This is a genomic window from Candidatus Desulfosporosinus nitrosoreducens (assembly GCF_030954495.1).
GTDB classification, from domain to species: domain Bacteria; phylum Bacillota; class Desulfitobacteriia; order Desulfitobacteriales; family Desulfitobacteriaceae; genus Desulfosporosinus; species Desulfosporosinus nitrosoreducens.
Genome location: NZ_JAVHUW010000083.1, coordinates 72,655 through 95,111, shown reverse-complemented (window position 1 = coordinate 95,111; position 22,457 = coordinate 72,655). Strand labels below are relative to the sequence as shown.

Sequence of the window (22,457 nt, the reverse complement as noted above, 5' to 3'; positions counted from 1 at the left end):
TCACTCACCTAGCCACTTCTTTACTTTAGTAAAAAAAACTTCCTCGTCAATTGGCTTGGCAATGGAATCCTCGAAAATTATTTTGAACGTTTCCGCATCATTCGGCAGGACATGAGCTGTCACAACTATAAAAGGAATATGCGCAAAGGACTCCAGCTTCTTCAACTCCTTTGTAATCGATATGCCATCCATATCCGGCAAAGAAATATCCATGAGAACCAAAGCAACTTCCTTGTCCTCAGCCACCTGTAAAGCTAGTTTCCCTGAGTCGGCTTTGATTAAATCAATCTCCTTACCAATTTCTTCGCTTATATCCCCTAATAATTGCTCTATAAGCCGTATATTATGTGGATTGTCTTCAACTAATAGTACTCTCACTGCCATAACCCTTCTCCTTTATTGTTTTAACAAGGATTTCCATCAAACTCTCTACCGTCACACCTGATTTTTGAATAAATCCATTGGTTTTGCTTAGAATCTTTTTTTTCTCTTTTACATTTAAATTCTTGGAGGAAACTACAACCACAGGAATATCGCTTAACTCCTCTCTCCTTCTCATTTCTTCAAGCACAGAAATTCCGTCTTTCTTGGGCATCATAATATCGAGTATTAGTATACTTGGTTTTTTTATGAGCATTTGCCGTATGGCTTCCTCCCCATCCCCGGCTAACCGATAAGGAAGAGATTCTTCATCTAAAAACTGACTTATCAGGCTTAAAAAATGTTCATCGTCATCTGCCACTAAAACATCAATCCCCTCTTTGGAGGAAACAGTTCGCATGATAGCCCCTAAAAATTCTTCTTGAGTTACAGGCTTAATGAGATATTCATCTACTTTCATTTTAAAGGCAAGATTCTTTTCACTGAGAACTGAAACCATGACAACTGGTATAATTTTGGTTTTGGCATTACTTTTCAGTTCGGCTAATATGTCCCATCCATCCTTCACGGGAAGCATAATGTCGAGAATTATAAGATCAGGCCTTGCTTCAATTATCTTTCCCACTATGTCTTCATGACCATAAAGAGTAATCAATTCAAACTCCTGGTCATCAAGGTACTGCTTATAGAGCCTCTGCACATTAAAATCATCATCAATGCTCACGATTTTAATCCTGCGTTTTTCATTGGCATTACTTGCTTCTGTCTCATCATAACCAAGTTTCTTTTTCGTCAAATCGGTTGGCAGACAAACGGAAAAACAGCTCCCTTGGCCAAGTTCACTGCTAACCTGAATACTTCCTCCAAGCATCTCCACAAACTTCTTGGTTATCGAAAGACCAAGTCCTGTTCCTCCGACTTTTCTCGTATATGAACCGTCTACCTGACGAAATTCATCAAAAATATTAACGATATTGTCAGGGGATATACCAATTCCTTCATCCTGAACACGAATGCTGTAATCGTTATTTATTTGCTCAACCTTAAGAGTTACAGTCCCTTTTTCAGAGTATTTAAAGGCATTGCTTAAAAGATTAATAAGAACTTGCTTGACCTTAAGCCTGTCACTCGTCATAACAATCGGCCTCGGTTCTAAAATTTCCTGCTCGTACCGGATAGCTTTTCCTTCGGACAACGTTTGGGTCATAGTATAAACTTCTTCAAGAACATCCACTAAATCGAAAGCCTCCAGATGTATCTCCATTTTTCCCGCTTCAATTTTGGAATAATCCAATAAATTATTGATTAATTCTAAAAGATGTTCTGCTTCCTCTTTAACAATCTCCAGGTTTTCCTTTTGCAAGGACGGCAGAGTCTCCCCGCACTTTTTAAGTACACGAGCTGTAAAGCCAATAATTGAGTTTAAGGGAGTGCGCAGTTCATGAGACATATTGGCTAAAAATTGGCTTTTTAGTCTATTGGCTTCGTTGGCTTCTTCTATTTTTATCCTCAGTACTTCATTCTTCCTCTTTAACTCTTCCTCCCGAATCCTGATAGCTGCTTGCATAGAATTAAAATTTTGAATGAGGACATTGAATTCTTTATTTGCATTTGGCTGAATCGGTTCTTGATAATCCTGGGTTTTTATATGCTCAGTTGCAACGATAAGGCGTTTTAACGGTTTAGAAACAGAAATGGACGTCAACACTGAAATTAAAATCGCCAGCATTACCCCTAAAAGGCCACCGACGGTGCTCATAATCTTTGTGGTTTGTTCTATGTCCCTAAGTTTTTGGTTTCTGCTTGCCAGTAATTGCTGCTCTTGATTAGTAATATCAGCCAACATTTTACGCATACTGTCCATCTGGTTTTTACCTTTATTCGTCTGGATAAGAGCAATCATATCGCTCATTTTCATCTGACCGTCAAGAACCTTTTTGCGGCTTTTAATGACGTAATTATTTTCCCAATCAAACCATTGGCGATATTGCTCTTGTAAAGCGTTCAACTGAGCTTGTTGAGACGGGCTGTCGGCTGTTAATTGCGTAATATTCCGGAAATACCGGTCAAAATCCACTTTTCCTTGATTATAGGGCTCTAAAAATTCATCTTTTCCGGTAATAACGTAACCCCTAGCCCCTGTTTCCATATTAAGCAAACTCTCTAACAAGCCATTTGCTTCATTAATCACTTCATGTGTCTTAAGATCCGTATTAACTGCTTTAACTTGGGTATTGTAATTGATATAAGTATATCCAAGCAATCCAACCATCAGCAGTATAACAATCCCGAATCCCAGGTATAATTTCTGAGCAAAACCCAACTTATTCAGCACTTTTGAACATCCTCCTAAGGTATAATCCCAGAGTAGTTTCTTTCGACGTGCGGCTAAGAAAATCCTTTGGCTTTGTTCCGCTGGTTTTTTAATCCCCCGATTCAATACCTTATCCCCTAATTTATCCTTATAAAACATTTACTTGTTTATAAGCCAATTCATAACAGTTAAACAAAAAGAAAAACCCCAGCTAATTTTTTAAAGCTGGAGAGTAACTTCGCATTAAGAAATTGAAGTTAAATCGGCACTATTGGCTGTTTAGCTTGTCTTGTGATTATTTGCACTAACGAATAGTTTCCCCCTTAAATTGAGCTTTACAAACCCAAAATTAGTTTTTGAATTTTACTGACACCCAACGGTTATATGGCGCTCAAAATTAGCAACGGCTCCAATAGTTCCGTTTCTACTTTTCCAACGCCTTCGATACCGTTCTTCCAGCAGGGCTTTGACTACTCTATCATCTCCAAACAGGCGTAATCTAATCTAACCAGTCTGTAACCTCTTGCCAAAGGACTCTAGGGCGCGGAAAAGGTTTTTCATTGGCATAACCAAGACAAATCGCGGCAATTAGTTGATTCCTGGTGTTTAACCACGTTCGAATTTCTTTTTCCGCATAATATACATCGCATATCCAGAGAGTTCCAAGTCCCTGTTCTTGAGCAACCAGCAACATATTTTGAATAGCCGCCGCAATTCCCTGAACATCAGTTAACCAGCGATAATAATTTAATTGCCCATTAACATCTACACAAGTATCAAAATAAGAATTCAAAACCAAAATTACGGCAGGCGCCTGATCCATAGCAGTAATTGTCTGTCTAAAACTACCTGTGTTGACCCCTTCAGATTTTCTTTTACTTTCGGAGCGGAATAAAAGACTTATTAAATCATCTTTTTTCTTGCCTTGGATAACAACGAATCTCCAAGGTTGACGGTTCTTGCCTGAAGGAGCTAAAGTTGCTGCCTCCAGGATTCTTTCAATCTGTTCCCTCGGGATCTTTTCACTTTTGTATTTTCTAATGCTTCTTCTTTGACTGATAACCTTAAAAGTATCCATTTAGTTCCTTTTCCTTTACCTCTTTGATTTTACCCTACCTCAGCTTTCGCCTTATTTTAAAAACAAGCGATATGCCATGAGCGCTAAGCATACAAAAATTATATCCCCTGAAAATAGATGTGCCCAATTGTTTGTCCGCCCCAGTCCACTCATTTTGGCAACAAGAAAATTAGCATCGTCTTTATTATAATAGATGAAATATTGGTTATGAGCTCTTCGATATTCTTCAACTTCTTCAAATGACCATTTTCTTTTTGCCATGGTTATTTCCCCATTCACTTTATCTCAACTTTTCCCTACAGCCAGGTCATTGTTCAGAAAGCCTTGCGTCACTTTTTCAATCCACTGTTTATTTAATTTTTCCCAAATTGAGCCACTCTGTCTTCAGCTGGGTTAGCGTGACATATCTGAATCTTGATTGTTGTTATCATTTTAACATCTCTCATTATTTCCTTAAAATTACCTAAATATTAGACACCACCTGCATAGTGGCCGCTATCTGTTCAATGGCCCGGGGCGTTGTACTCGGCATTAGCCACCAAAGCCAGTACGAATTACAGTTCGTAATAATAAAACTTCTTGTCCACTTCCATAACCGGGAAATTTACGGGCAGGTTTTCTTTCTTTATTTCTCTAAAACCATTCTTTTCGTAAAATTTATGCGCTGCCAAAAATTGAAGTGTTGTTCCCAAAAATATTTCCCTAAAATGTTCTTGCTTGGCCCAATCTAATAAGCGCGAAAGAAGTTCTTTAGCTACTCCCTTCTCTTTCCCTCTGTATTCCTGCTTGACAAACATTTTTCTTAAAACTGCTTTTTCATCACCTATGTTTTTTAAGGCAATTGTTCCAACTACCAGGCCACAATCAATAGCGACCCAAAAGTTCCCATTATCTTGTTGATAGAAAGCCGGAATATTAACAAGATCAGGTTGATCTTTTTCAGTTATGGAGAGATTGTACTCCTCCTGTTGAATCTTTAAAATCATTTTAATAATCTCATGTTGGTACTCATCTTTATAATCTTGGATCGTTAACATAAAAATTCCCTCCTACATCTGGCTAACCTTTTTGTTTATCTTTTCTGTTTTGAATCTTCCCATTATAACAATATCGTAATATTTGCCATCTTTATGAATTCGGTCCTGTGTTAAAATACAACGTTTCTTTCAACGTCAGTCCAAGGAGCAATGACTGCCAACTGACACCATTTGTTTTTGGGATTGAGTTGACCGCCAAATGACCTGAAATTACGCTCCAAGTGCAAGCTTTTTGAGGGCAAATTAGTTATTTCCCCGTCCTAATTATACCTAAAAATGCTCGTAGACTCTCACTTTTTATGTTTAAGTTCAGATAATCGGCTGTGAATAAGGCGAACCAAGCAAGAAAAACGCCACAAACTATGAAAAGAGTCAAGCATAGGAAAAAACAAGCTGTGCATGGACACAGCTTGCAATCGTTAACGTACCATCATGATATCAATTTTATCAACTAAGCAATATTGTCTAAGTAAATCACAATACCTATCTATAACCTCTTGCAAGTCACTTTCTCCATCGAAGGAATAAATCACGCTCATTATGGTTCGACTGCCACTCTGAATCATCGCTCTTCTACTGTCGCTAGTAGGATTGCCAAAGGCACCCTCCTTATCATAAAGCGTAGGTAAATGCTCGATGTTTACCGTTTCCTTGCCTATTCCCTGATATTTTTCACCGTCTAACGCTCTTTTTAATTCTATTGGTTCGGAAAGCAACTCTATATCATACGAGCCAATCGAATAACCAGTTGTCACAGACATTAAATTATTAACGTCAATTATGTTATTTATATAATAAAGCCCATTTCCTTTTATTATTCGACGAAGCATTGCCTCACAAGCATTCCTGTATTCCGAAGGGGATTTACCCAATGCCTTATATGCATTTCTTGTTGAGCGAATGTGGAGTATATCAGCGATACCTTGCATGGTGTATCTATTAGTCAATCCTTCAATAGTTCCATGAAATAATTCCAAAAACCGGGAAGAACTTTCTTCCACTTTAGCGGAATATATCAATATCCCTAAACAGGCATTGTTCCATCTATCCTTAATTTCATGACTGATTTGAACTTGCATTGATAAACCTCCATATTATAAAATAATCTTCTCATTATTCTCATGTTTAAGAATTGCTATTAATCAGAATGATGCGAAGTAGATTTTACGTTAATTTTTCTCACTAAAATCTTTAATCGGCTGCCCATCAACTCAAAATAATCGCCAAGCACAAGTAAAAATAACGCCAAAGAAAGCAACAAAGCGCCTAAAAGCTGGGATTCCTTGAATTTATCACCGATAAGTAAAATTGACAAAGCAGTAGAAGTCAATGGTTCAAATAATGTGGCAATTGACGCTTTGGTTGCTGAAGATTTCTTTAATCCCTGAGTAAAAATAATGTAGGCAAATGCCGTAGGTACAGTTCCTAAATAAAGTAACATAGCCCATGCATTCCAAGAAAGGTTGCCTGGTATTTGGGCAAATGGAAGCATAAGCACCGCTCCCAAGCTAAACGTAATTGATATTACCTTCGTAGAAGGATAATAAACAATCAGCTCCTTGCCGCATAAAGTGTAAATAGCATAAGATAACCCTGCTCCTAGAGCCAAAATATATCCCCAATAGCTAGTACCTGGCAAAATTTGATTGTCTGTTAAACCGATAATCAATGATGTCCCAACTATACTAATCACAAGAGCGATAATAACACTAGTTCTCATTTTTTCTTTGAGAAATATCCTTGAGAGTATTGCTACAAATATCGGAGCGGTACATAAAGCTATCAGTGTAGCAACCGAAACCATAATTCTTTTAACCGCCATAAAATAAGCAATTTGATACGTTGCAACAGTGATTCCATAAATCACGAATAAAGCATAGTGCTTTCTATCTATTTTAATTTTCTCTTTTAATTGTATCTTTGATATAGTCAACAAAATAGGAGAAGCAATCAATAAACGCATAGCTCCTATCGTCAATGCCGATAAAGAGTACATGTTGATTAAATACTTGGCAGAAACACCCGCTGTTCCCCAAAGTATAGCGGATAAAACTATTAGCACAAGGCCTGTGTTCACTTTTATCAACCTTTCTCATCATTTGCTCATTATCTTAATAAAAGTGAACTGTATTTTCTTAGCTTAAATTGTGGCCGTTTTATCCTAAAAATGCCTCTTTCTATACAAAATAGGGTTTAACCCTTCAATCTTTCTAAACAGTCTTGTCAGAGATGATTGGTGTGAATAACCAACCTGTAATGCTATCTCCAATAAAGATAGTTCTGTTGTTTCTAACAATTCTTTGGCTTTTTCCAACCGAATTCGCTGGATATAGGCATTTGGTGTCATTTCCATCTGCTTGTAAAACCACTTGCAATAATATGAAACGTTGAAATGCTCAATTGAAGCTAAACACTCCACCGTTAACTGCTGGTGGAAATTTTCATGTATAAATTGTATTGATGCAGGAATATGCCGTTGAAATAAAAGGCTACCTGAATAGCGCACTAAATCCGTTAAAGAACTGTTGTCTGTCTCTTGTAACATTAAATAGCGAATCGCTTTCCATCGTTCATCAAAAACCTGGTACAGTTCTCTGTTAAGCGTTTTAACCCCAAATGTATAGAAGAGTTTAGTAGGTATGTCCAATACCAAAAACTCATTTTTGCTTTTGCCATAAAAACTATGTGTAAAATCAGGAGGTAAAAAGAACAAAGATTTATCATCCAACTCAAAGTCGAACATATTGGTTTTTATGCTCATATTGCCTTGTAATGGCAGTATCAGTTGTCCATAAGGGTGAGAATGGGTTTGACACTTATCCGTATATGTTCGGCGTTCACATATTACTGAATCGGGTAAATCCATTACATTCTCCTCCTTTTAGATAAAACGATATACCATTATATCATGAAAATATCTCGCTTTATTAATTTGAGTATTCCGAGTGAGGTCGTCCACGAAATCCTTAAAATATTTTTCTGTCTTCCATTCCGGTCCAATTGGTCCGGGAGGTCTTGTCTAATTTCCGCATACAATTCCGAGTTCAAATATCGCATGCAGATTGTCAGCATCAATTAGGGGCTGAACCCATTTCCCGACTTCATCCTGATTACGAATATTCATTAGTCAAAGTGTCACGCCCTAAAACAAAATATTTATCACATTCTTTGACCTATGCGCATTAACGTTTGCACAAACCTTTTGGCTTTAGTGGCATATCCCATCCTTCCTCAAGTTATACGCGCATAAACCATGCGTATATTTTTCTTTGTTTTATTGACGCGCGCGTTAAATATGCGTGTTATAATTATATCAGAAAGGAGATCAAGGAATTAGGGAAGCAAATAACAGTAAGGAAAGTCCTACAAAAACTAAAAGAAGAAGGTTTTATTAAATCCCCAAACCACGGTAATAGTACCAGTCATCAGCGATACATACACAAAACAAACCCCGAGAGATACGCCGACATAGCCTTTCACCACACCAGTCAGGTAATCCAAAGGGAACACTAAGCAGTATAGAGAAATCATCAGGGGTTAAATTCTAACCCCTGATGAAAATCACATAACTATAATAAAACAGGAGTTGATTATAAGTGGCTTTTAATCATTTAATTTACCCTATAGTTGTGGAAAAAGCCGAAGACGGCGGACTCGGAATGTATTTTCCCGACTTCCCTGGCACTGCAATCTTGAGTCTTGATATTGCCGAAGGCATACGAAAAGCTAAGGACATGCTTGTGGATCTTGTTCTTGAAAAAGAAGAACAAGGCCAACCTCTTCCCGTTCCTTCAGCCCCTGAAAACATCTCTTTATTTGACGAAAGTGACCGAATTGTATTTGTAGAAGTTTATATGCCACCGTTTCGCAATGAAGCCGCAAATAAAGCTGTAACTAAAAATTGTACCTTGCCTAAATGGTTACGCGATGCCGGCGAGGATGCGGGCCTAAACTTCTCACAACTTCTTCAGGCCTCAATCAAGGAAGCCCTTGGTATTAAGTCTATAGAAAAACATTTATAAACCAAAATATAATATATCTCAAAGCAATGCATCTCGAATTGTGGGGCTTCGATGACACTAATCGTACCCGGCATAGCATTTCATTAAAATCTCAAGGGCTTGATGTTATTCCCCTGTTAATGCCACTGGAAGGATTTCTCCGTTCTTAACGTAGAAGAGGACTAATCCGTCTTTCCTGATTTCTCTCCTCACTTTCGCCATTAATTTATAGGGTTTTCCTCCTTTGTGTCGAAAAGGTAAATTATTCAGACCAACCCAATTCACACAGGAAGGAGGTGAAAAGTGTGTCTTTCGAGCTTAATTCTGAAGTTCTAAAGCAAATGCAATCTGTACAAAAGGCTTTGCAAAGCATTGATGTGTCAATAATTTCGAAAAGGTTAGAGGAGTTTAATAATTACAAAAATCCAGCATTCGAAATGCCTAAACTGACTAATTCAAATCTTGCAAGTGAGTTTCATGAAAGATTAATTAAAATAATCAACGATTTTGATGAAAAGCTTAATCAGAACGAAGAAGTTGGCGTAAGATTAGTAAACTTTGGACAAGCAGTGACCTTTTCCGTTGAGAATATAGGATATTGGAATCCGAGTCTCATCAGATTTTACGGACAATTAGAGGACGGTACCCCGGTAGAATTAATTCAGCATGTCACCCAGATAAGTTTCCTTTTAATGGCACTCAAGAGGAAAAACCCGGATGAACCTAAGCGGAAGATTGGCTTCTGTTCTGAGGCAAAAAGTGAAGAAACTCAAGAATAATATTCTCAATCATCTTAATGGGTTACTCAATTGCGACCAACCGTTCATCGATTATTCTTAATTGATCTTTCTCGCTTATTGGCAGCTCAACGTGTGAGGAATTTACATTGCTGAGCTGTTCTATTTCCCGATGCGGCCGGATAGCTATTCAAGTTATCTTGCGCAGCTCTTGAAACAAAAAAATACCGAAGATCCGCTTACACTATCTTCGGCATTATTATGCACTTGGCTGTATGAAAATGATGTACCAGATCATTTTCAGCCGAACTCCTGGGACACGATATAAAGTTTTAAAAGAAATTTATCAGTATCTTGGAGTTAAAAAGAAAGATGAAATCAATAGAAAAATAACAGAGCTTCAAGAACAAGAAATCCAATAGATAATTACTCGTGGCGCAGGCTACTTCGGGAAGGGTGGTGATTCCAAATGATGAGCCACTCCACGATAGAACTTTTGCGAGCCATGCATCTTAGCGCGATGGCATCTGAATTTGAGAACCAGATGGATGATGCCACCGCGTACGGCCAGCTGGGATTTAAGGAGAGTCTGGGCTTATTGGTGGATACGGAATGGAACCGCCGAACAGATATGTACGGAGCGCCCGCTTTTCCACCGCTTCTGCAACGATTGAGGGGATTGAGTATTATGATGACCACAAGTTGAGCAAAGCTCAAATCCTGCGTTTTGCCATTGGGTTGAGTATATTTCAACGTGTCGTATTTAGAATCATAGCTATCATATCGGTAGGAATGACCTTGTTGTATATTCCGGTGTGAGAGCCACAGCTGCACGGTAAACTGGCCACACCATACCGGAGCGAGAGCCACGCCTCGCCGGACGGGCTACACTCCGGACTCAGTCTGTCGGAAGATGGGAGCACTCTCCGACAGACCTTATATGTTTGTAAGCAAATCGTTAACCCAGTCGTGCAATGATCTTTTTGGACTGCTCATAGATATTGCTGCTTAAATTTTTTAAAAAGTTTTATGTGAAATTCTGGATAGCTGACATTTAGCTATTGAACATTATGAAATTGACTCAAGAAGGTGAATTTATTGAGTAGAATACAAATCGTCAACTTACTGCGTTAGCTGTCTTTCTCGTGATTCACCTCAGGATCTTCGGGATTTCTTAGAAAGCGAACCAGACCTTGTGCATAAAACAGTAGGAATAATCCAAATGCCAATTGAGTCACTATTTGAAGGAGTTGTTCAATTGAAGCCCAATTCGGGCCTCCAAGTAAAGTTTTTTCAGAAAAAAATTGGACAATTGGATTCACTATTTGAGGCAAAGAACTGCCTATAAAAAATAAACCTAGAATTGAAAAAGCTACATTGCGAATATCCCCGACCGAGATTTTCATATCTTCAGAATATTTTTCTATCCCTATTCTGTTTGCTATCTTTTTTGACAAAAGCCATAAGACTACGCCTAACAATAATAAAATTAAATATTGGCAAGATGACGCAAACTCCACTAATATTTTCGGTTGATATTGATATCCAGGGAAAATATGAGTGGGAATAAAAAATGGAAGAATAATACTATTAAATAGGTATACTACCTCTTTGGAAAAACCATTAAATATTGTATAGATAGCAAGAACTTTGCATGACAACTCCACAATTTCTTTTTTTTCCACCTATATTCATCCCTTCTCTTTTTTTAATAATTACTTCGAATTTTTACCATATTTAAGGTTGGCTATTAAATTGTAGTGTTAATATTCAAACAGTTTATAAATCCCTGTCATGTTAAGAGGTGTAACTACTTTTATCTTCATACAATTCGCGGTGTGTTAAAGACCCTATAAGTGGTATACCCAACTTATTACTGCTCATTTACAACTTGACCATTACAGATGATCGGTAAGCTACTATATATGACATGCTAACTTTTTTATTCTTGATTTCAGTGCATAAAAACAAGTTTTCTGAACTTTAAAAAATAGCCCATTTCATTACTCTGTCAAATAACTGATATCCTTTAAACCGGCTTGTAACAGGGGGACGATATACTCTCGTTTTCTCATAGTCGATTCCTCTTTTTGCATTCGACTATATCATGGTTCTTAAAAATTAACTACTTTAAATCTGATACTGTACTAGTGCGATAGAAATGTATTGACTGTCGTTGACTGTTTTGACTGACGTATGATGTTTTTTGACCGATTTTGACCGACAAAAGAGCATACGAACCAAATTTCAGAGCGTTTTCCCCTACCCGTTAAAATAAAAAAGACCCGCAAACGCGCTTATGACGCAATTTCGCGGATCTTCGTACTTTTATTTATGGTCGGAGCGACACGATTTGAACGTGCGACCTCTACCACCCCAAAGCCGATTGCAAAGAGAACATATATTCTTATATTATTTTAAAATCCTTTATTTACGCCTTATTAGATGGAGAACGTATATTCTCCATCTTCTTTTTCTTTCATTTTACGTTAGTAATTTTTATGTTTTACAACTTTCATTGTACTACCTAACATTTACAAAATACTAGATTTTCGCGGTTTTAGTGGAGGTGACCTTACACTATTCAAAACCCTGCATTATAAAGCAGAATTTAGAACGCAAAAATATCATCGTCGTTGGCACCAGTAACAACTACTATAAACGCCACTTTAAATGCAGTTTTTTTGTCCGCTAATTTGAATTTTTATAGTATCTATTCATCCTTTAATTTCAAAGTTTATATATTTCTTATCAATATCATATCCAAATGCTTTTATTAAATAATGGAAATTGCGACAGATACCTGCTTTTAAAAAGTAAACAAATTCTTTATCAGAAGATTTTAATTTTACCTCTATATCTTCCCCACTTTCTGGTATACAACTTATCTCAATTTCACTTTTTAGCGGATTAAAGTCAATTCTATAACATGGCTTTTTTATAAATTTATCCTCACTATCATATTCATTCTGTATATAATAGCGAGTTATAAACTTATTAAATAATATGTTTTGAGTCGCATTTATAAATAATTCCGCTATTTCGATTGTCTCTTTTGCTTTCTCATGACTCGGTAATATATATTCATGCTCTAATTTATTTCTTATTTTTCTTATTTGTGATATGAAAGACGTTGGTGCTATTTCCAGTGCCTGAATAAATCTTAATTTAAACGAATAATCTCTATTTAACTTTTCATCTTCCTCAAAATCATTTATTACATTAATTATATCTAAATATTTTTCTTCATTAAAACTAAGATAATCATATCCTAAATATGAAATAATCCAATCAATTTGACAATCTATTGCCCTTTTAGAATTAGTTACTGTACCAACCAATCCTTTTTTATCTTTGCTTTTATAATCTTGTTTTGCAAAATCCAAAAACTCATCTGGTGTTACTTCAAAATCAACTCCATCAATCCAAGTATTTCCCTGTCTAAAAATATAAAATTTGTTCCATTTTATTTTTACAATTTTTTGTAACTCATCTAACTTCATATTTACCTCTTTAACTCTATTTAACATAGTCTCCAACTACTTCTTTATAATCACTCTAAACTCTATAATCCAAATATGCTTGTTTGGATAGAGAATAAACATTCCCCATCCTCTTTTCATTTTTACTTTACATTAGAATTTTGTGTCTTACTACTTTCATTGCACTATAAAAGATTCTATTAATGCTATGGAGTTCTTATAAGAAAACCTTAACTCATGACCTCATATTCAAACCCTCTTTATAAGGGCTTATTTCGATAATTGTTCGGTCGAAATGTAATTAATAATTTCCCAGCATATATTACTAAAATTGTTTCCTGAAATAGTAGCAGCAAAGGTCTCCAATTCAATCATATAATGAGTGTCGTACCTTGGATTATACAGACCAATTTTTTTAATAGAATATTGTTTTGAAGCATAATTTAAAGAGCTGTAAGTAATAAGTTGCCGAAAGTCTTGTATATTAAAATTACGATTTACTGTTTTTATTTCATAAAGAATATCTCCAATTAACAAATCACCATAACAATCATCAATGATACCACATCCATTAAATTTAGGGGATATATGAATTTCTTGCTGCATATTATTACAAAATTGATTATATAGCCTTTCAAATATTTCTTTTGCATCATCTAATTCTTTAGTATTTAAACGATCATTAATATCTTGTTCATCATCAGCGTATTTTTCGAATTGATTCTGACCGATTTTTTCAAGACTTTGATACCAACTATTAACAATAGTTAAACTGTCAATTTTTGTTCTCGTAATATTCTTAAGGGCCACTTGACTAAATAGTAAATATCCAATATGACTAACGAATGATAACCTACGCCCTATAGTTGTAAGAGACAATTCATTTCCCTTGTTTGGACACTCAAGAAGTACACTTTTTATGAATATATTTGCCAGTGGAAATATGCTTTTCCAAAATGATCCATAATTTTTTATAAAAAACTTTTCACTTATCATATTGGAAACTCCCATCCTGGAATTTGAACTCTGCTACTTATCCAGTCTCTGTAAAGCAAATCAAATTTATTAAACTGAAATCTTGTGTGATCCCTCCAATGTTTTCCTTCATCACCCAATTTATATGAAGCCAATATAAAACTACGTTTTTCCCATGCCGTCATACTGCTATATCTATTTTTCATATCCGATATCCAGTGTGTTGCATTCCATTTAGCCATAATTAAAATAATATCTCTTCTGATTAATTCACTTTCTGTAGAATCAAACACTTTTAAAATAGTAATTTCGTTTTCATCACTGTACATTTTGGATAGTATTCTTAAGGCATAAGTAATATTTAGTTCAATTTTCATTAGGTATGACGATTTGTTTATAAGTTCCCTAATTAGTTCTTGCATTTTATTTTGTGTTTCTTGTGTTAGCTTTTCAAAAACGTTATCAAATAAAATCATAAGATTAGGTAGGACAGGGAATAAAATATCGATATTATTTAATAACGCATTAACTGCATTTTCTATCTTTAGTGTCTCAAGATATTTTAAAGAGTTAATTACTTTTTTCATTAAATTGGTATGAACACGTGTCTTGTTGAGCTCTTGACTAAGCACTGTAAGTATATCTAATTTTTCAATTTCTTCTTTTAGCTTTTCATAGTCTTCCTGAGCCGTTAATGCGTATGGATCATATTTCAAAGAAATTGCAAATATATTCTTTGTGTTTTCCCCCTCTTCAACATTAATTATTGAAGTTTGTATGAACTCTTCCGTAGTAATAATCCTCGTTTTAGACTTCTGAAGCGAAAGACCTTCATTTTCGATTAATTTCTTTGAAAGATAAAGTAAATCAGAATATAGCTCTTGTTCAGTTTTGGCAAAGATATGATAATCGTCCACAAACCTGCAAAATTGAATTTCTTTTGTACGTAATAATTTATCTGTCCTATTTAGTAGCAATTCGGCAAGAATTCTTGAAGCTTGTCCACCAATGGGTAACCCATATGATTTTGTATTTGAAAATTTTTGCAAGAAGTCCATAATATTCTTTTCTATGTTTTTTTCTGGAACATTTAATTTAGCAAGAGAATTTTCAAGTCTATGATGGTAGACGTTTTGATAAAAATTTGAAATATCACATAATAAAACATATTTGTAATCTGAACTTTTTGCTAATTCAAGAGAATGCTCCTGGAACTTTCTCCAACCATATTCTGTATCATAAATTGTTTTTTCGTTATCATCAAACTTAATTCTATATGAGAATACATTATTTTTTTCTTTTGGAATTCGGGTCTCTTCAATTTCCTCAGAAATACTTAAAACAAGGCCTAGGTAATATGCATTCCAAATTGGATCTATTTGTGTTGCCCACCTAAATCCTGTATACCCTGCTGCGGCCAACATATTATCGAACATAGGAGAAACATCATTTATGTAAGTACCAAAATTTGCATACATCTCTAATAGTAAATCTACTGCCTCTGTTCTTTTGTCATAGAATAGATGGTTTTCTATTGGGAAAGGAAAAATGTCAGTATCACCAAATTTAACAATATTGTCAAGTGCGAATTCAAAATATTTTTTCATAGGTCTACTCATAATATCTCCCTTTCCATTATATTACCGAAGGACGCAGCGACCTTGCTTACATCCTCTGATAATGTTCGAATTACTATAACGTATAATCATTCTGTTATGCGAAGTTTTATGATTGTAAATGAATTTTCAAACAGGTACTATGAATCTCAGAATAATATAATATCTTCCACATAATGAAGGAATATCCTCCTTTTTCGTCGAAATTATTTGAATATGATACTTATATTGACTCCAACATTTGTTTGAAAACTATTTATTTTTGTAGTTATTACATAAGTAATAGATTTTTTCTCCTATTATTAATTCTTTAGCTCATTTACCCGAATTACGAAAAATTCTTTATTCACATACTTACATGAATTAGACTATGTGCCAGTGGCGGGGACCCCCGAGTACCCCGCTTACTGGCACATAGTCTTTTTATTAATCATTCATTCCTGATTTATCAAATATTGCTGTTACAGGAACTTGTATATTCTCTGGTAATGGAGCACGAAGATCTGTAATTTTATCAAGTAATGCCTGACTAAGTTTAAACCCGGTAAACATGGCATACGTGTCATAATGATTGGAAATCCGTTTGCGATATAAAATAAACTCCGAACTTACTTTTTGTTTTACTACATACCATGCCAGGATGGAAAGAATGCAAAAAGGCCGCTCGTGAAATCGAACAGCAACTTGAAGAAGGGAAATTAACCAATTATGATAACTTTCGAATTGTTGAATGGATAAGGATATGGCTTAAGAACAGCAAAAATGAATATAGCCCTAGCACAAGAGCTTTGTACAAGGGCTATCTAAAAAACTACTATAAACCATTTTCAAGCAGATGAAATTTAAGGGCCTCCAGGAGATGCATCTTAAAAAGTTTGCGAATGAACTCCTCGAAAACCAATCAACAACAAGCGTAAGGCGTATCCTCTCTTGCTTGAGGCCAATTTTTTATGACGCGTTGAAAGACAAGTCCCCCTTTAAGGACTTCAAGCTCCCCAAAGAAGCTAAGGTTGATTACTCGGACGTGCCAGATGACGAAGAATTCAAATTAATTTATAAAGCCGTTAAGGGAACTAGGGATGAAGTGATTATACTCTCGGCAGCATGGTGTGGGCTAAGACGTGAGGAGATATTTGCCTTAAGGCCAAACGATTTAAATTACGTAAGTAATATTATTCGCATAGATGAAACATATGTCATTAATGAGAATGGCAAATATGAAATAAAGAAAGGTACAAAATCCGGGGAAGATGATGAACGTGAAGTATCTGCTCCACCATATCTCATGAATCTTTTCAAAGAGACTATTCTGAATGGATTTGCGTTACGTAAGAAAAAGAAAAATAACAACATCGTAGAAATTGCTGACTTGAAAGGCAAAGAAGATAAATTAATCTTCGCTATGCGTCCGGATAGCTATACAAGCTACCTCGCAAAACTCTCAAAGCAAAAAAAAATACCGAAGATCCGTTTACACTTTCTTCGGCATTACCATGCGTCATGGCTGTATGATAAAGATGTACCAGATCTTTTAGCAGCCGAACGCTTAGGACACGATATAAAAGTTTTAAAAGAAATTTACCAGCATCTTGGAGTTAAAAAGAAAGAGGAGATAAGTCAAAAGATAATAGAGCTCCAAGAGCAGGAAGTCTGGTAAATATAGAAAACGAGACCATGATTTTCATGGTCTTTTATTTTTGGTAGGTATTTGGTAGGTATTCGCTGTTTAAGCAACCTACCTAAAAACCGTCAAACAATTGATGTAATTGGTCGGAGCGACACGATTTGAACGTGCGACCTCTACCACCCCAAGGTAGCGCTCTACCAAGCTGAGCCACGCCCCGATATTTCCTTCGCTGAAGGACTTTTATAAGATACCATATTAGAGGCAAAAACGCAACCACAAATTTATCCATTTTGCTAGATTTTAAGCAAATCGAACTAAAATTTTCCCGTAAGCCGCCTTTTATCCAATCCCATCCGATTTTTATCCAGCTTCATTTTAGGTCTGGCCAATAATTTCAATTTTCCTTACACCGCTAATATTACCGAGCCCGCTTAATAGGTTTTCGGGAGTATCGGCCATACCGGCTGTTTCCACAGATATTGACACATTGGCGATTCCTTGAAGGGGTATCCCTTGATTAATCGTCAAGACATTTCCTTTTAGAGAAGCGATAAAATTAAGAACATGAGAAAGAACCCCGGCTTTGTTTTCCAAGATCAGAGAAATGGTTAGAATTCTTTCGCGACTCGCCTCATAGAAAGGAAATACGCCATCTTTATATTTATAGTAAGCACTTCGGCTTAGGCCTACCTTTTCCACCGCGTCATTAATCGTGTAAACATCTCCTTTGACAAGGAGTTCTTTAGCCCTTGCGGTCTTTAAAATGGCCTCTGGTAAAATATCTTTGCTGACAATTAAAAAATCGTTAGTCTTGCCAACCACCCAATCTCTCCTATCTATCTCACAATCATTGTCTAATCTCCAGACATATTATAAGCCAATTTGGACAATTATTGCAAGAATGTGAAAGGATTAACCTATTACTCTCCTTTAAACTCAGGTTTGCGCTTCTCTTTTATTGCAGCCAACCCTTCTTTATGGTCTGACATCTCGGTAACAATTGCCATGTGAGAAGAAATCAGATCTAAAGCCGTCCTTAAATCATTCGTGCGTTGAGCGGAATAAACCGCCCGCTTAATCATTTGTACACATATCGGAGGAGAAGCGGCTATTCTTTCGGCCATTTCAAGGGTTGCTTCTTCCAACACAGCTGCAGGGACAACTTTGTTGACAAGACCGATTGTTTCCGCTTCCGGCGCGGAAACAAAATCTCCGGTCCATAGAAGTTCCAGAGCTTTAGCCGTGCCGACCAATTTTGGCAAATAAAAAGCACCCCCATCTCCCGGCACAAGACCCACTTTCACATAGCCAGCGGAGAGCCGGGCATCATCCGCCGCCAACCGGATATCGCACATTAAAGCCATGTCAAGACCCGCTCCCACGGCAACCCCATTAATGCCACAGATAACCGGTTTGTCCATTGCTTCCAGAGTTAAGGCGATTTTATGAATATGGTCGGTCAAAGCCCGTTTGCGCTCAATCGCTTTATCACCCCATAAATCGCCCTGGTCGTCACAGCCCATAAAGCCTTTTCCCTCCAGCATGGCTTTAATATCCCCGCCCGCCGAAAAGGCTTTGCCTCGGGCCGTCACCGCTATAACCCTTATTGTCTGATCCTCCTGAGCGTCTTGAAGGGATTCGGCCCATCTTTGAATCATTGGCAAGGAAAAGGCATTATATTGTTCGGGTCTATTCAGGATGATCCGAGCAATATAACCCTGTTTCCGATAAAGTAAATGATCATTCTCACCCTTGTCCGGAATTCTTTTATCCTTTTGCAGTTCTTTGTTTTCCAACAGTTGCATCTCCTTCTCCCTCAGATTTCTCACGTTCAGTATCGCTTTTCCCCTTTTATCCCCAGCTCCTTAATGTTTAAGGTTTATGTGTGAAACAATTTCAGGAATTTCCACTTCAGGCATTTTATAAAACCCACAATATAACACTTATCAGAAAATTTCAATATTATTACCTTCTTAGCGAGCACATTTATTGACCTTGCAAATCTGATACTAATTTGTGCCTAAAAGATTAGACATTTCACAATCCTTGACTGCCATACAGCTTTGTTACAGCGTCTTACCCAAATGAGAAATGTAATATATTAACCACAAATTAGTATGAGTGCTGCTATACTCTATATCCAAAACAAAAAGAACGCCGGATGACGCACTTCAGGTCTCCAACGTCCTTTTTGAAAAACTTTTTAACCATTAATCCTTTAGGGCTTAACTACATTTTGGAACCACTCTTTATCCATTCAGATCTATCGATTTCGATTTTTTATCAGCTTGGCATGAATGTGATTTATAAATCGTCTACAATTCGTTAAGCACTTTACAATTTAAGGAGTTCATCGTCTTAAGCCAATGGCCTTGCAACCAAAAATTCCTGTTAAGCCTTTTAGATAATGATGTTAGATAATGATGCAAATAAGCCCTCCGTTGCCGTCATTGACGATCCGCTGCAGCGTGTCCTGAAGTTTATGCTGCGCATTTTCCGGCATCTTGTAGAGTTTATTTTGGATTCCTTCCCGTACCAAATCATGCAAGGACTTGCCAAAGATATTGGAGCTCCAGACTTTCTTGGGATCGCTTTCAAATTCGTCAAGAATATACTTCACCAGTTCTTCGGCTTGTTTTTCTGTGCCGATCAAAGGAGTAATTTCCGTTGTCACATCCGCCCTGATGATATGGAGCGAAGGAGCGCTGGCCTTGAGCTTGATGCCATAATGTCCGCCCTGTTTGACCAGTTCCGGTTCTTCCAGGAACATTTCTTCCAACTGAGGAGTCACAACACCATAACCGTTAACCCGGACTTCTTCGATGGCAACGGACATTTTATCCCATTCTCTCTTAGCTTTGCTATAGTCCTGCACAATGCGCAGCAAAGAATGATCTCCTTCGATTTCGAGGCCTGTCAGTTCTTGCAATACAGTCTTAAAGAGGCCTTCCACGGCAGTCATTTCGATATTGGCTATCCCGGTGCCTAAATTCATTTCTTTCAGGAGCACATCCTGGGCGTATTGGCATTCCGTTAAAGCGTCTAAGGCCTGATCAATGTCGCGCAAGCGCCGAACCCCTTCGATTGCCTTGCGGACCGTATCCTCAAAGGCTGCGCGCACGGGATGGCTGCTCTCCAGTTCTTCCACCCATTTCGGCAGATCAATGTTTACTTCGGCTACCGGGAACTCATAGAGCACTTCCTCAAGAATTTGCGTAATATCATCCTGGCCCATTTCCAAACAATTCACAGCGAGGACAGGAATACTGTATTTTTCTTCAAGGTCCCGACATAATTCCATCGTATTGTCCGCATAAGGACGGGTTGTATTCATAAGAACCACAAATGGTTTACCAAGCTGACGAAGTTCGTAAATCACTCTTTCCTCAGCGTCTAAGTAAGATTCCCGGGGAATATCGGTAATGGAACCATCTGTTGTGATGACAATCCCGATGGTAGCGTGATCTGTAATGACTTTGCGCGTACCTAACTCAGCCGCTTCTTGGAAAGACATGGGCTCGTCACTCCAAGAGGTCTTCATCATCCGCGGTTCTTCACCATCTTCAGCCTCATAACCGAGAGCCCCCTCAACAGCATACCCCACACAATCGACCAGCCGGACATTCATATGGATGGATTCTTTCACTACGATTTCAACGGATTCTGAGGGGATAAATTTCGGTTCCGTCGTCGTTATCATTCTGCCCGTTCCACTTTGGGGAAGCTCATCTTTGGCCCGTTCCCGTTCAAAGGCATCTTGAATGTTAGGCAGGACCAAGAGGTCCATGAAACGTTTGATGAAGGTGGACTTGCCTGTGCGGACTGGCCCGACGACACCGAGGTAAATATCGCCCCCCGTACGTTCTGCGATATCCCTAAAAATGTCTAGTTTTTCCATTAGAAATTCCCTCCCTTTTGAGTGCTGTCCCAAAAATTGGGGAAGGGCCTCCACCTTATCTCCCCTTCCACCTCCCTGTAACTCGTGGATACCCGATGACTGGACTAGCACATTAAGCAATATAAGTATATTGAGGTTTTCCAGGAAATATGACAGTAAGAAAAAAACAAGGAAAAGGATTTTATACCTTTTCCCTGTTTTTGCAAAGTTTTCAAATGTTATTTTTCTCCGGATGTTATTTTTCTCCGGAGCTTATTTTAGCCAGCTCATTTCCACAACTTCTTCAAGCTCGTGCCGTTTCCCGCGCATCATCAAATCTGTGACAGCGACTTTAGGGTCAGTCCCCTCAAACAAAACTTTATAAGCCTGCTGGGTAATAGGCATGGGGATACCTTTTTCCTGACTCAATTGATAAGCTACGCGGGTGTTTCTCACGCCTTCAACGACCATGCCCACCTCTTGAAGAACCGTATCCAGAGGTTTTCCCCGGCCTAAAGCGACACCCGCCCGGCGGTTGCGGCTATGTTGGCTTGTACAGGTCACGATAAGGTCGCCCACCCCGGACAAACCGGCGAAAGTCAGCGGATGTCCTCCCAGGGCAACACCCAAACGGGCAATCTCGGCCAAACCGCGGGTCATCAAAGCGGCTTTCGTATTATCCCCAAATCCTAAGCCTTCGGCAATCCCCGTACATAAGGCTATGACATTTTTTAAAGCGCCCCCCAGTTCCACACCGATCATGTCGGGATTGGTGTACACGCGAAATTTGGGGGTCATCATCAGGTCTTGCACTCTTTCCGCAACTCCGGCGGCCTCAGAGGCCACCACCACCGTAGTCGGCATGTCCCGGCCCACTTCTTCAGCGTGGCTGGGACCCGATAAGACTGCGATGGACTGGGCGCTTAATTCTTCCTTCAAAACCTCTGAAAGACGGGAATGAGTTGTTTCTTCCAGACCTTTAGAGGTATTGACGACAATCCCGCCCGGCCTCAGGTTAGGTTTGACAAGCCGAGCCGCGGCGCGAACACAGTGCGACGGAACACTCAAAACCACCAAGTCCGCATCCAGTTCTTTCAGATTTGTGGTGGGGGTAAGTCCTGAAGGCAGGACAACACCAGGCAAATAGCGCACATTTTCACGGAGTTCATCCATGCGGACCATCTCAGCAGATTGACGGCCAACGAGAGCCACTTGATGTCCCGCTTTTGTTAAAAGTACAGCCAAAGCGCTGCCCCAGCTTCCGGCCCCATAAATCGCCACCTTTGACATAACCTAACCCCCCCATTTCCAAGTACGATATTCGAGGTTTGA

General features: G+C 38.0%; 20 protein-coding genes and 1 tRNA gene. 4 read left to right on the top strand and 17 right to left on the bottom strand.

The genetic code is table 11. From position 1 onward, the window contains the following. The 8 genes from REC12_RS24685 to REC12_RS24650 form a co-directional block, all read right to left on the bottom strand. A complete protein-coding gene (locus REC12_RS24685) occupies positions 1-384 on the bottom strand; it encodes a response regulator (protein WP_308898809.1) in 384 nt (127 codons plus the stop codon). After that, positions 359-2,716, bottom strand: coding sequence for a CHASE3 domain-containing protein (locus REC12_RS24680; RefSeq protein WP_308898808.1), 2,358 nt, complete (start codon positions 2,714-2,716; stop codon positions 359-361). Before REC12_RS24680 ends, REC12_RS24685 begins: the two co-directional genes overlap by 26 nt. A gap of 478 nt (positions 2,717-3,194) precedes the next feature. Further along, complete coding sequence (locus tag REC12_RS24675; protein ID WP_308898806.1) at positions 3,195-3,773, bottom strand: nitroreductase family protein; 579 nt, start codon at positions 3,771-3,773, stop codon at positions 3,195-3,197. Positions 3,774-3,824: 51 nt separating this feature from the next. Next, on the bottom strand, positions 3,825-4,034 hold the full coding sequence (locus REC12_RS24670) for a hypothetical protein (protein WP_308898804.1): 210 nt from the start codon (positions 4,032-4,034) through the stop codon (positions 3,825-3,827). A gap of 293 nt (positions 4,035-4,327) precedes the next feature. Continuing rightward, on the bottom strand, positions 4,328-4,810 hold the full coding sequence (locus tag REC12_RS24665) for a GNAT family N-acetyltransferase (protein ID WP_308898802.1): 483 nt from the start codon (positions 4,808-4,810) through the stop codon (positions 4,328-4,330). Between the two features lie 419 nt (positions 4,811-5,229). Then, positions 5,230-5,889 (bottom strand): B3/B4 domain-containing protein, encoded by a 660-nt coding sequence (locus REC12_RS24660; protein ID WP_308898800.1) that lies wholly within the window; start codon positions 5,887-5,889, stop codon positions 5,230-5,232. 59 nt (positions 5,890-5,948) lie between these two features. Next, positions 5,949-6,887 (bottom strand): DMT family transporter, encoded by a 939-nt coding sequence (locus tag REC12_RS24655; protein WP_308898798.1) that lies wholly within the window; start codon positions 6,885-6,887, stop codon positions 5,949-5,951. 84 nt (positions 6,888-6,971) lie between these two features. Next, positions 6,972-7,676 carry an AraC family transcriptional regulator gene (locus REC12_RS24650; RefSeq protein ID WP_308898797.1) on the bottom strand — a complete coding sequence of 235 codons (705 nt, stop codon included), beginning with the start codon at positions 7,674-7,676 and terminating at the stop codon, positions 6,972-6,974. Between the two features lie 730 nt (positions 7,677-8,406). On the opposite strand from REC12_RS24650, the gene REC12_RS24645 reads away from it, so the two are divergent. The 3 genes from REC12_RS24645 to REC12_RS24635 all read left to right on the top strand — a co-directional run bounded on the left by REC12_RS24645 (position 8,407) and on the right by REC12_RS24635 (position 10,254). After that, on the top strand, positions 8,407-8,832 hold the full coding sequence (locus REC12_RS24645) for a type II toxin-antitoxin system HicB family antitoxin (RefSeq protein ID WP_308898794.1): 426 nt from the start codon (positions 8,407-8,409) through the stop codon (positions 8,830-8,832). A gap of 284 nt (positions 8,833-9,116) precedes the next feature. Further along, positions 9,117-9,590 carry a DUF6173 family protein gene (locus tag REC12_RS24640; protein ID WP_308898793.1) on the top strand — a complete coding sequence of 158 codons (474 nt, stop codon included), beginning with the start codon at positions 9,117-9,119 and terminating at the stop codon, positions 9,588-9,590. A 427-nt stretch (positions 9,591-10,017) separates the two neighbouring features. Continuing rightward, positions 10,018-10,254 carry an ATP-binding protein gene (locus tag REC12_RS24635; protein WP_308899179.1) on the top strand — a complete coding sequence of 79 codons (237 nt, stop codon included), beginning with the start codon at positions 10,018-10,020 and terminating at the stop codon, positions 10,252-10,254. A gap of 424 nt (positions 10,255-10,678) precedes the next feature. Here the strand turns inward: REC12_RS24635 and REC12_RS24630 are convergent, their stop codons facing one another. The 4 genes from REC12_RS24630 to REC12_RS24615 form a co-directional block, all read right to left on the bottom strand. Further along, positions 10,679-11,233 carry a hypothetical protein gene (locus REC12_RS24630; RefSeq protein ID WP_308898792.1) on the bottom strand — a complete coding sequence of 185 codons (555 nt, stop codon included), beginning with the start codon at positions 11,231-11,233 and terminating at the stop codon, positions 10,679-10,681. A gap of 1,032 nt (positions 11,234-12,265) precedes the next feature. Further along, positions 12,266-13,051, bottom strand: a complete 786-nt coding sequence (locus REC12_RS24625; protein WP_308898790.1) for a hypothetical protein — start codon at positions 13,049-13,051, stop codon at positions 12,266-12,268. A gap of 249 nt (positions 13,052-13,300) precedes the next feature. Then, positions 13,301-14,026 carry a hypothetical protein gene (locus tag REC12_RS24620; RefSeq protein WP_308898789.1) on the bottom strand — a complete coding sequence of 242 codons (726 nt, stop codon included), beginning with the start codon at positions 14,024-14,026 and terminating at the stop codon, positions 13,301-13,303. Beyond that, positions 14,023-15,612, bottom strand: a complete 1,590-nt coding sequence (locus REC12_RS24615) for an RNA-directed DNA polymerase (RefSeq protein WP_308898788.1) — start codon at positions 15,610-15,612, stop codon at positions 14,023-14,025. The genes REC12_RS24620 and REC12_RS24615 overlap by 4 nt, the downstream gene beginning before the upstream one ends. 868 nt (positions 15,613-16,480) lie before the next feature. On the opposite strand from REC12_RS24615, the gene REC12_RS24610 reads away from it, so the two are divergent. Further along, positions 16,481-17,278 (top strand): site-specific integrase, encoded by a 798-nt coding sequence (locus REC12_RS24610; protein ID WP_308898786.1) that lies wholly within the window; start codon positions 16,481-16,483, stop codon positions 17,276-17,278. A gap of 110 nt (positions 17,279-17,388) precedes the next feature. On the opposite strand, the gene REC12_RS24605 is transcribed toward REC12_RS24610, so the two are convergent. From REC12_RS24605 to REC12_RS24585, 5 genes are all read right to left on the bottom strand, one after another. Then, positions 17,389-17,465: transfer RNA gene (locus REC12_RS24605), tRNA-Pro, on the bottom strand. Between the two features lie 158 nt (positions 17,466-17,623). Next, complete coding sequence (locus REC12_RS24600) at positions 17,624-18,070, bottom strand: ACT domain-containing protein (protein WP_308898783.1); 447 nt, start codon at positions 18,068-18,070, stop codon at positions 17,624-17,626. Positions 18,071-18,168: 98 nt separating this feature from the next. Further along, positions 18,169-19,044, bottom strand: a complete 876-nt coding sequence (locus REC12_RS24595; RefSeq protein ID WP_308898782.1) for an enoyl-CoA hydratase/isomerase family protein — start codon at positions 19,042-19,044, stop codon at positions 18,169-18,171. A gap of 617 nt (positions 19,045-19,661) precedes the next feature. Continuing rightward, positions 19,662-21,146: a stage IV sporulation protein A gene (gene spoIVA, locus REC12_RS24590; protein ID WP_308898781.1), complete on the bottom strand. Its 1,485-nt coding sequence runs from the start codon at positions 21,144-21,146 to the stop codon at positions 19,662-19,664. Between the two features lie 252 nt (positions 21,147-21,398). Then, positions 21,399-22,415: an NAD(P)H-dependent glycerol-3-phosphate dehydrogenase gene (locus REC12_RS24585; RefSeq protein ID WP_308898779.1), complete on the bottom strand. Its 1,017-nt coding sequence runs from the start codon at positions 22,413-22,415 to the stop codon at positions 21,399-21,401. Positions 22,416-22,457: the final 42 nt, after the last annotated feature.

What these genes read in the sequence shown, in the direction of transcription:
- REC12_RS24585 (WP_308898779.1), bottom strand. Translation starts at nt 22,415, where the DNA reads ATGTCAAAGGTGGCGATTTATGGGGCCGGAAGCTGGGGCAGCGCTTTG.
- REC12_RS24670 (WP_308898804.1), bottom strand. Translation starts at nt 4,034, where the DNA reads ATGGCAAAAAGAAAATGGTCATTTGAAGAAGTTGAAGAATATCGAAGA.
- REC12_RS24650 (WP_308898797.1), bottom strand. Translation starts at nt 7,676, where the DNA reads ATGGATTTACCCGATTCAGTAATATGTGAACGCCGAACATATACGGAT.
- REC12_RS24685 (WP_308898809.1), bottom strand. Translation starts at nt 384, where the DNA reads ATGGCAGTGAGAGTACTATTAGTTGAAGACAATCCACATAATATACGG.
- REC12_RS24620 (WP_308898789.1), bottom strand. Translation starts at nt 14,026, where the DNA reads ATGATAAGTGAAAAGTTTTTTATAAAAAATTATGGATCATTTTGGAAA.
- REC12_RS24625 (WP_308898790.1), bottom strand. Translation starts at nt 13,051, where the DNA reads ATGAAGTTAGATGAGTTACAAAAAATTGTAAAAATAAAATGGAACAAA.
- REC12_RS24635 (WP_308899179.1), top strand. Translation starts at nt 10,018, where the DNA reads ATGATGAGCCACTCCACGATAGAACTTTTGCGAGCCATGCATCTTAGC.
- REC12_RS24610 (WP_308898786.1), top strand. Translation starts at nt 16,481, where the DNA reads ATGCATCTTAAAAAGTTTGCGAATGAACTCCTCGAAAACCAATCAACA.
- REC12_RS24665 (WP_308898802.1), bottom strand. Translation starts at nt 4,810, where the DNA reads ATGTTAACGATCCAAGATTATAAAGATGAGTACCAACATGAGATTATT.
- REC12_RS24660 (WP_308898800.1), bottom strand. Translation starts at nt 5,889, where the DNA reads ATGCAAGTTCAAATCAGTCATGAAATTAAGGATAGATGGAACAATGCC.
- REC12_RS24615 (WP_308898788.1), bottom strand. Translation starts at nt 15,612, where the DNA reads ATGAAAAAATATTTTGAATTCGCACTTGACAATATTGTTAAATTTGGT.
- REC12_RS24675 (WP_308898806.1), bottom strand. Translation starts at nt 3,773, where the DNA reads ATGGATACTTTTAAGGTTATCAGTCAAAGAAGAAGCATTAGAAAATAC.
- spoIVA (WP_308898781.1), bottom strand. Translation starts at nt 21,146, where the DNA reads ATGGAAAAACTAGACATTTTTAGGGATATCGCAGAACGTACGGGGGGC.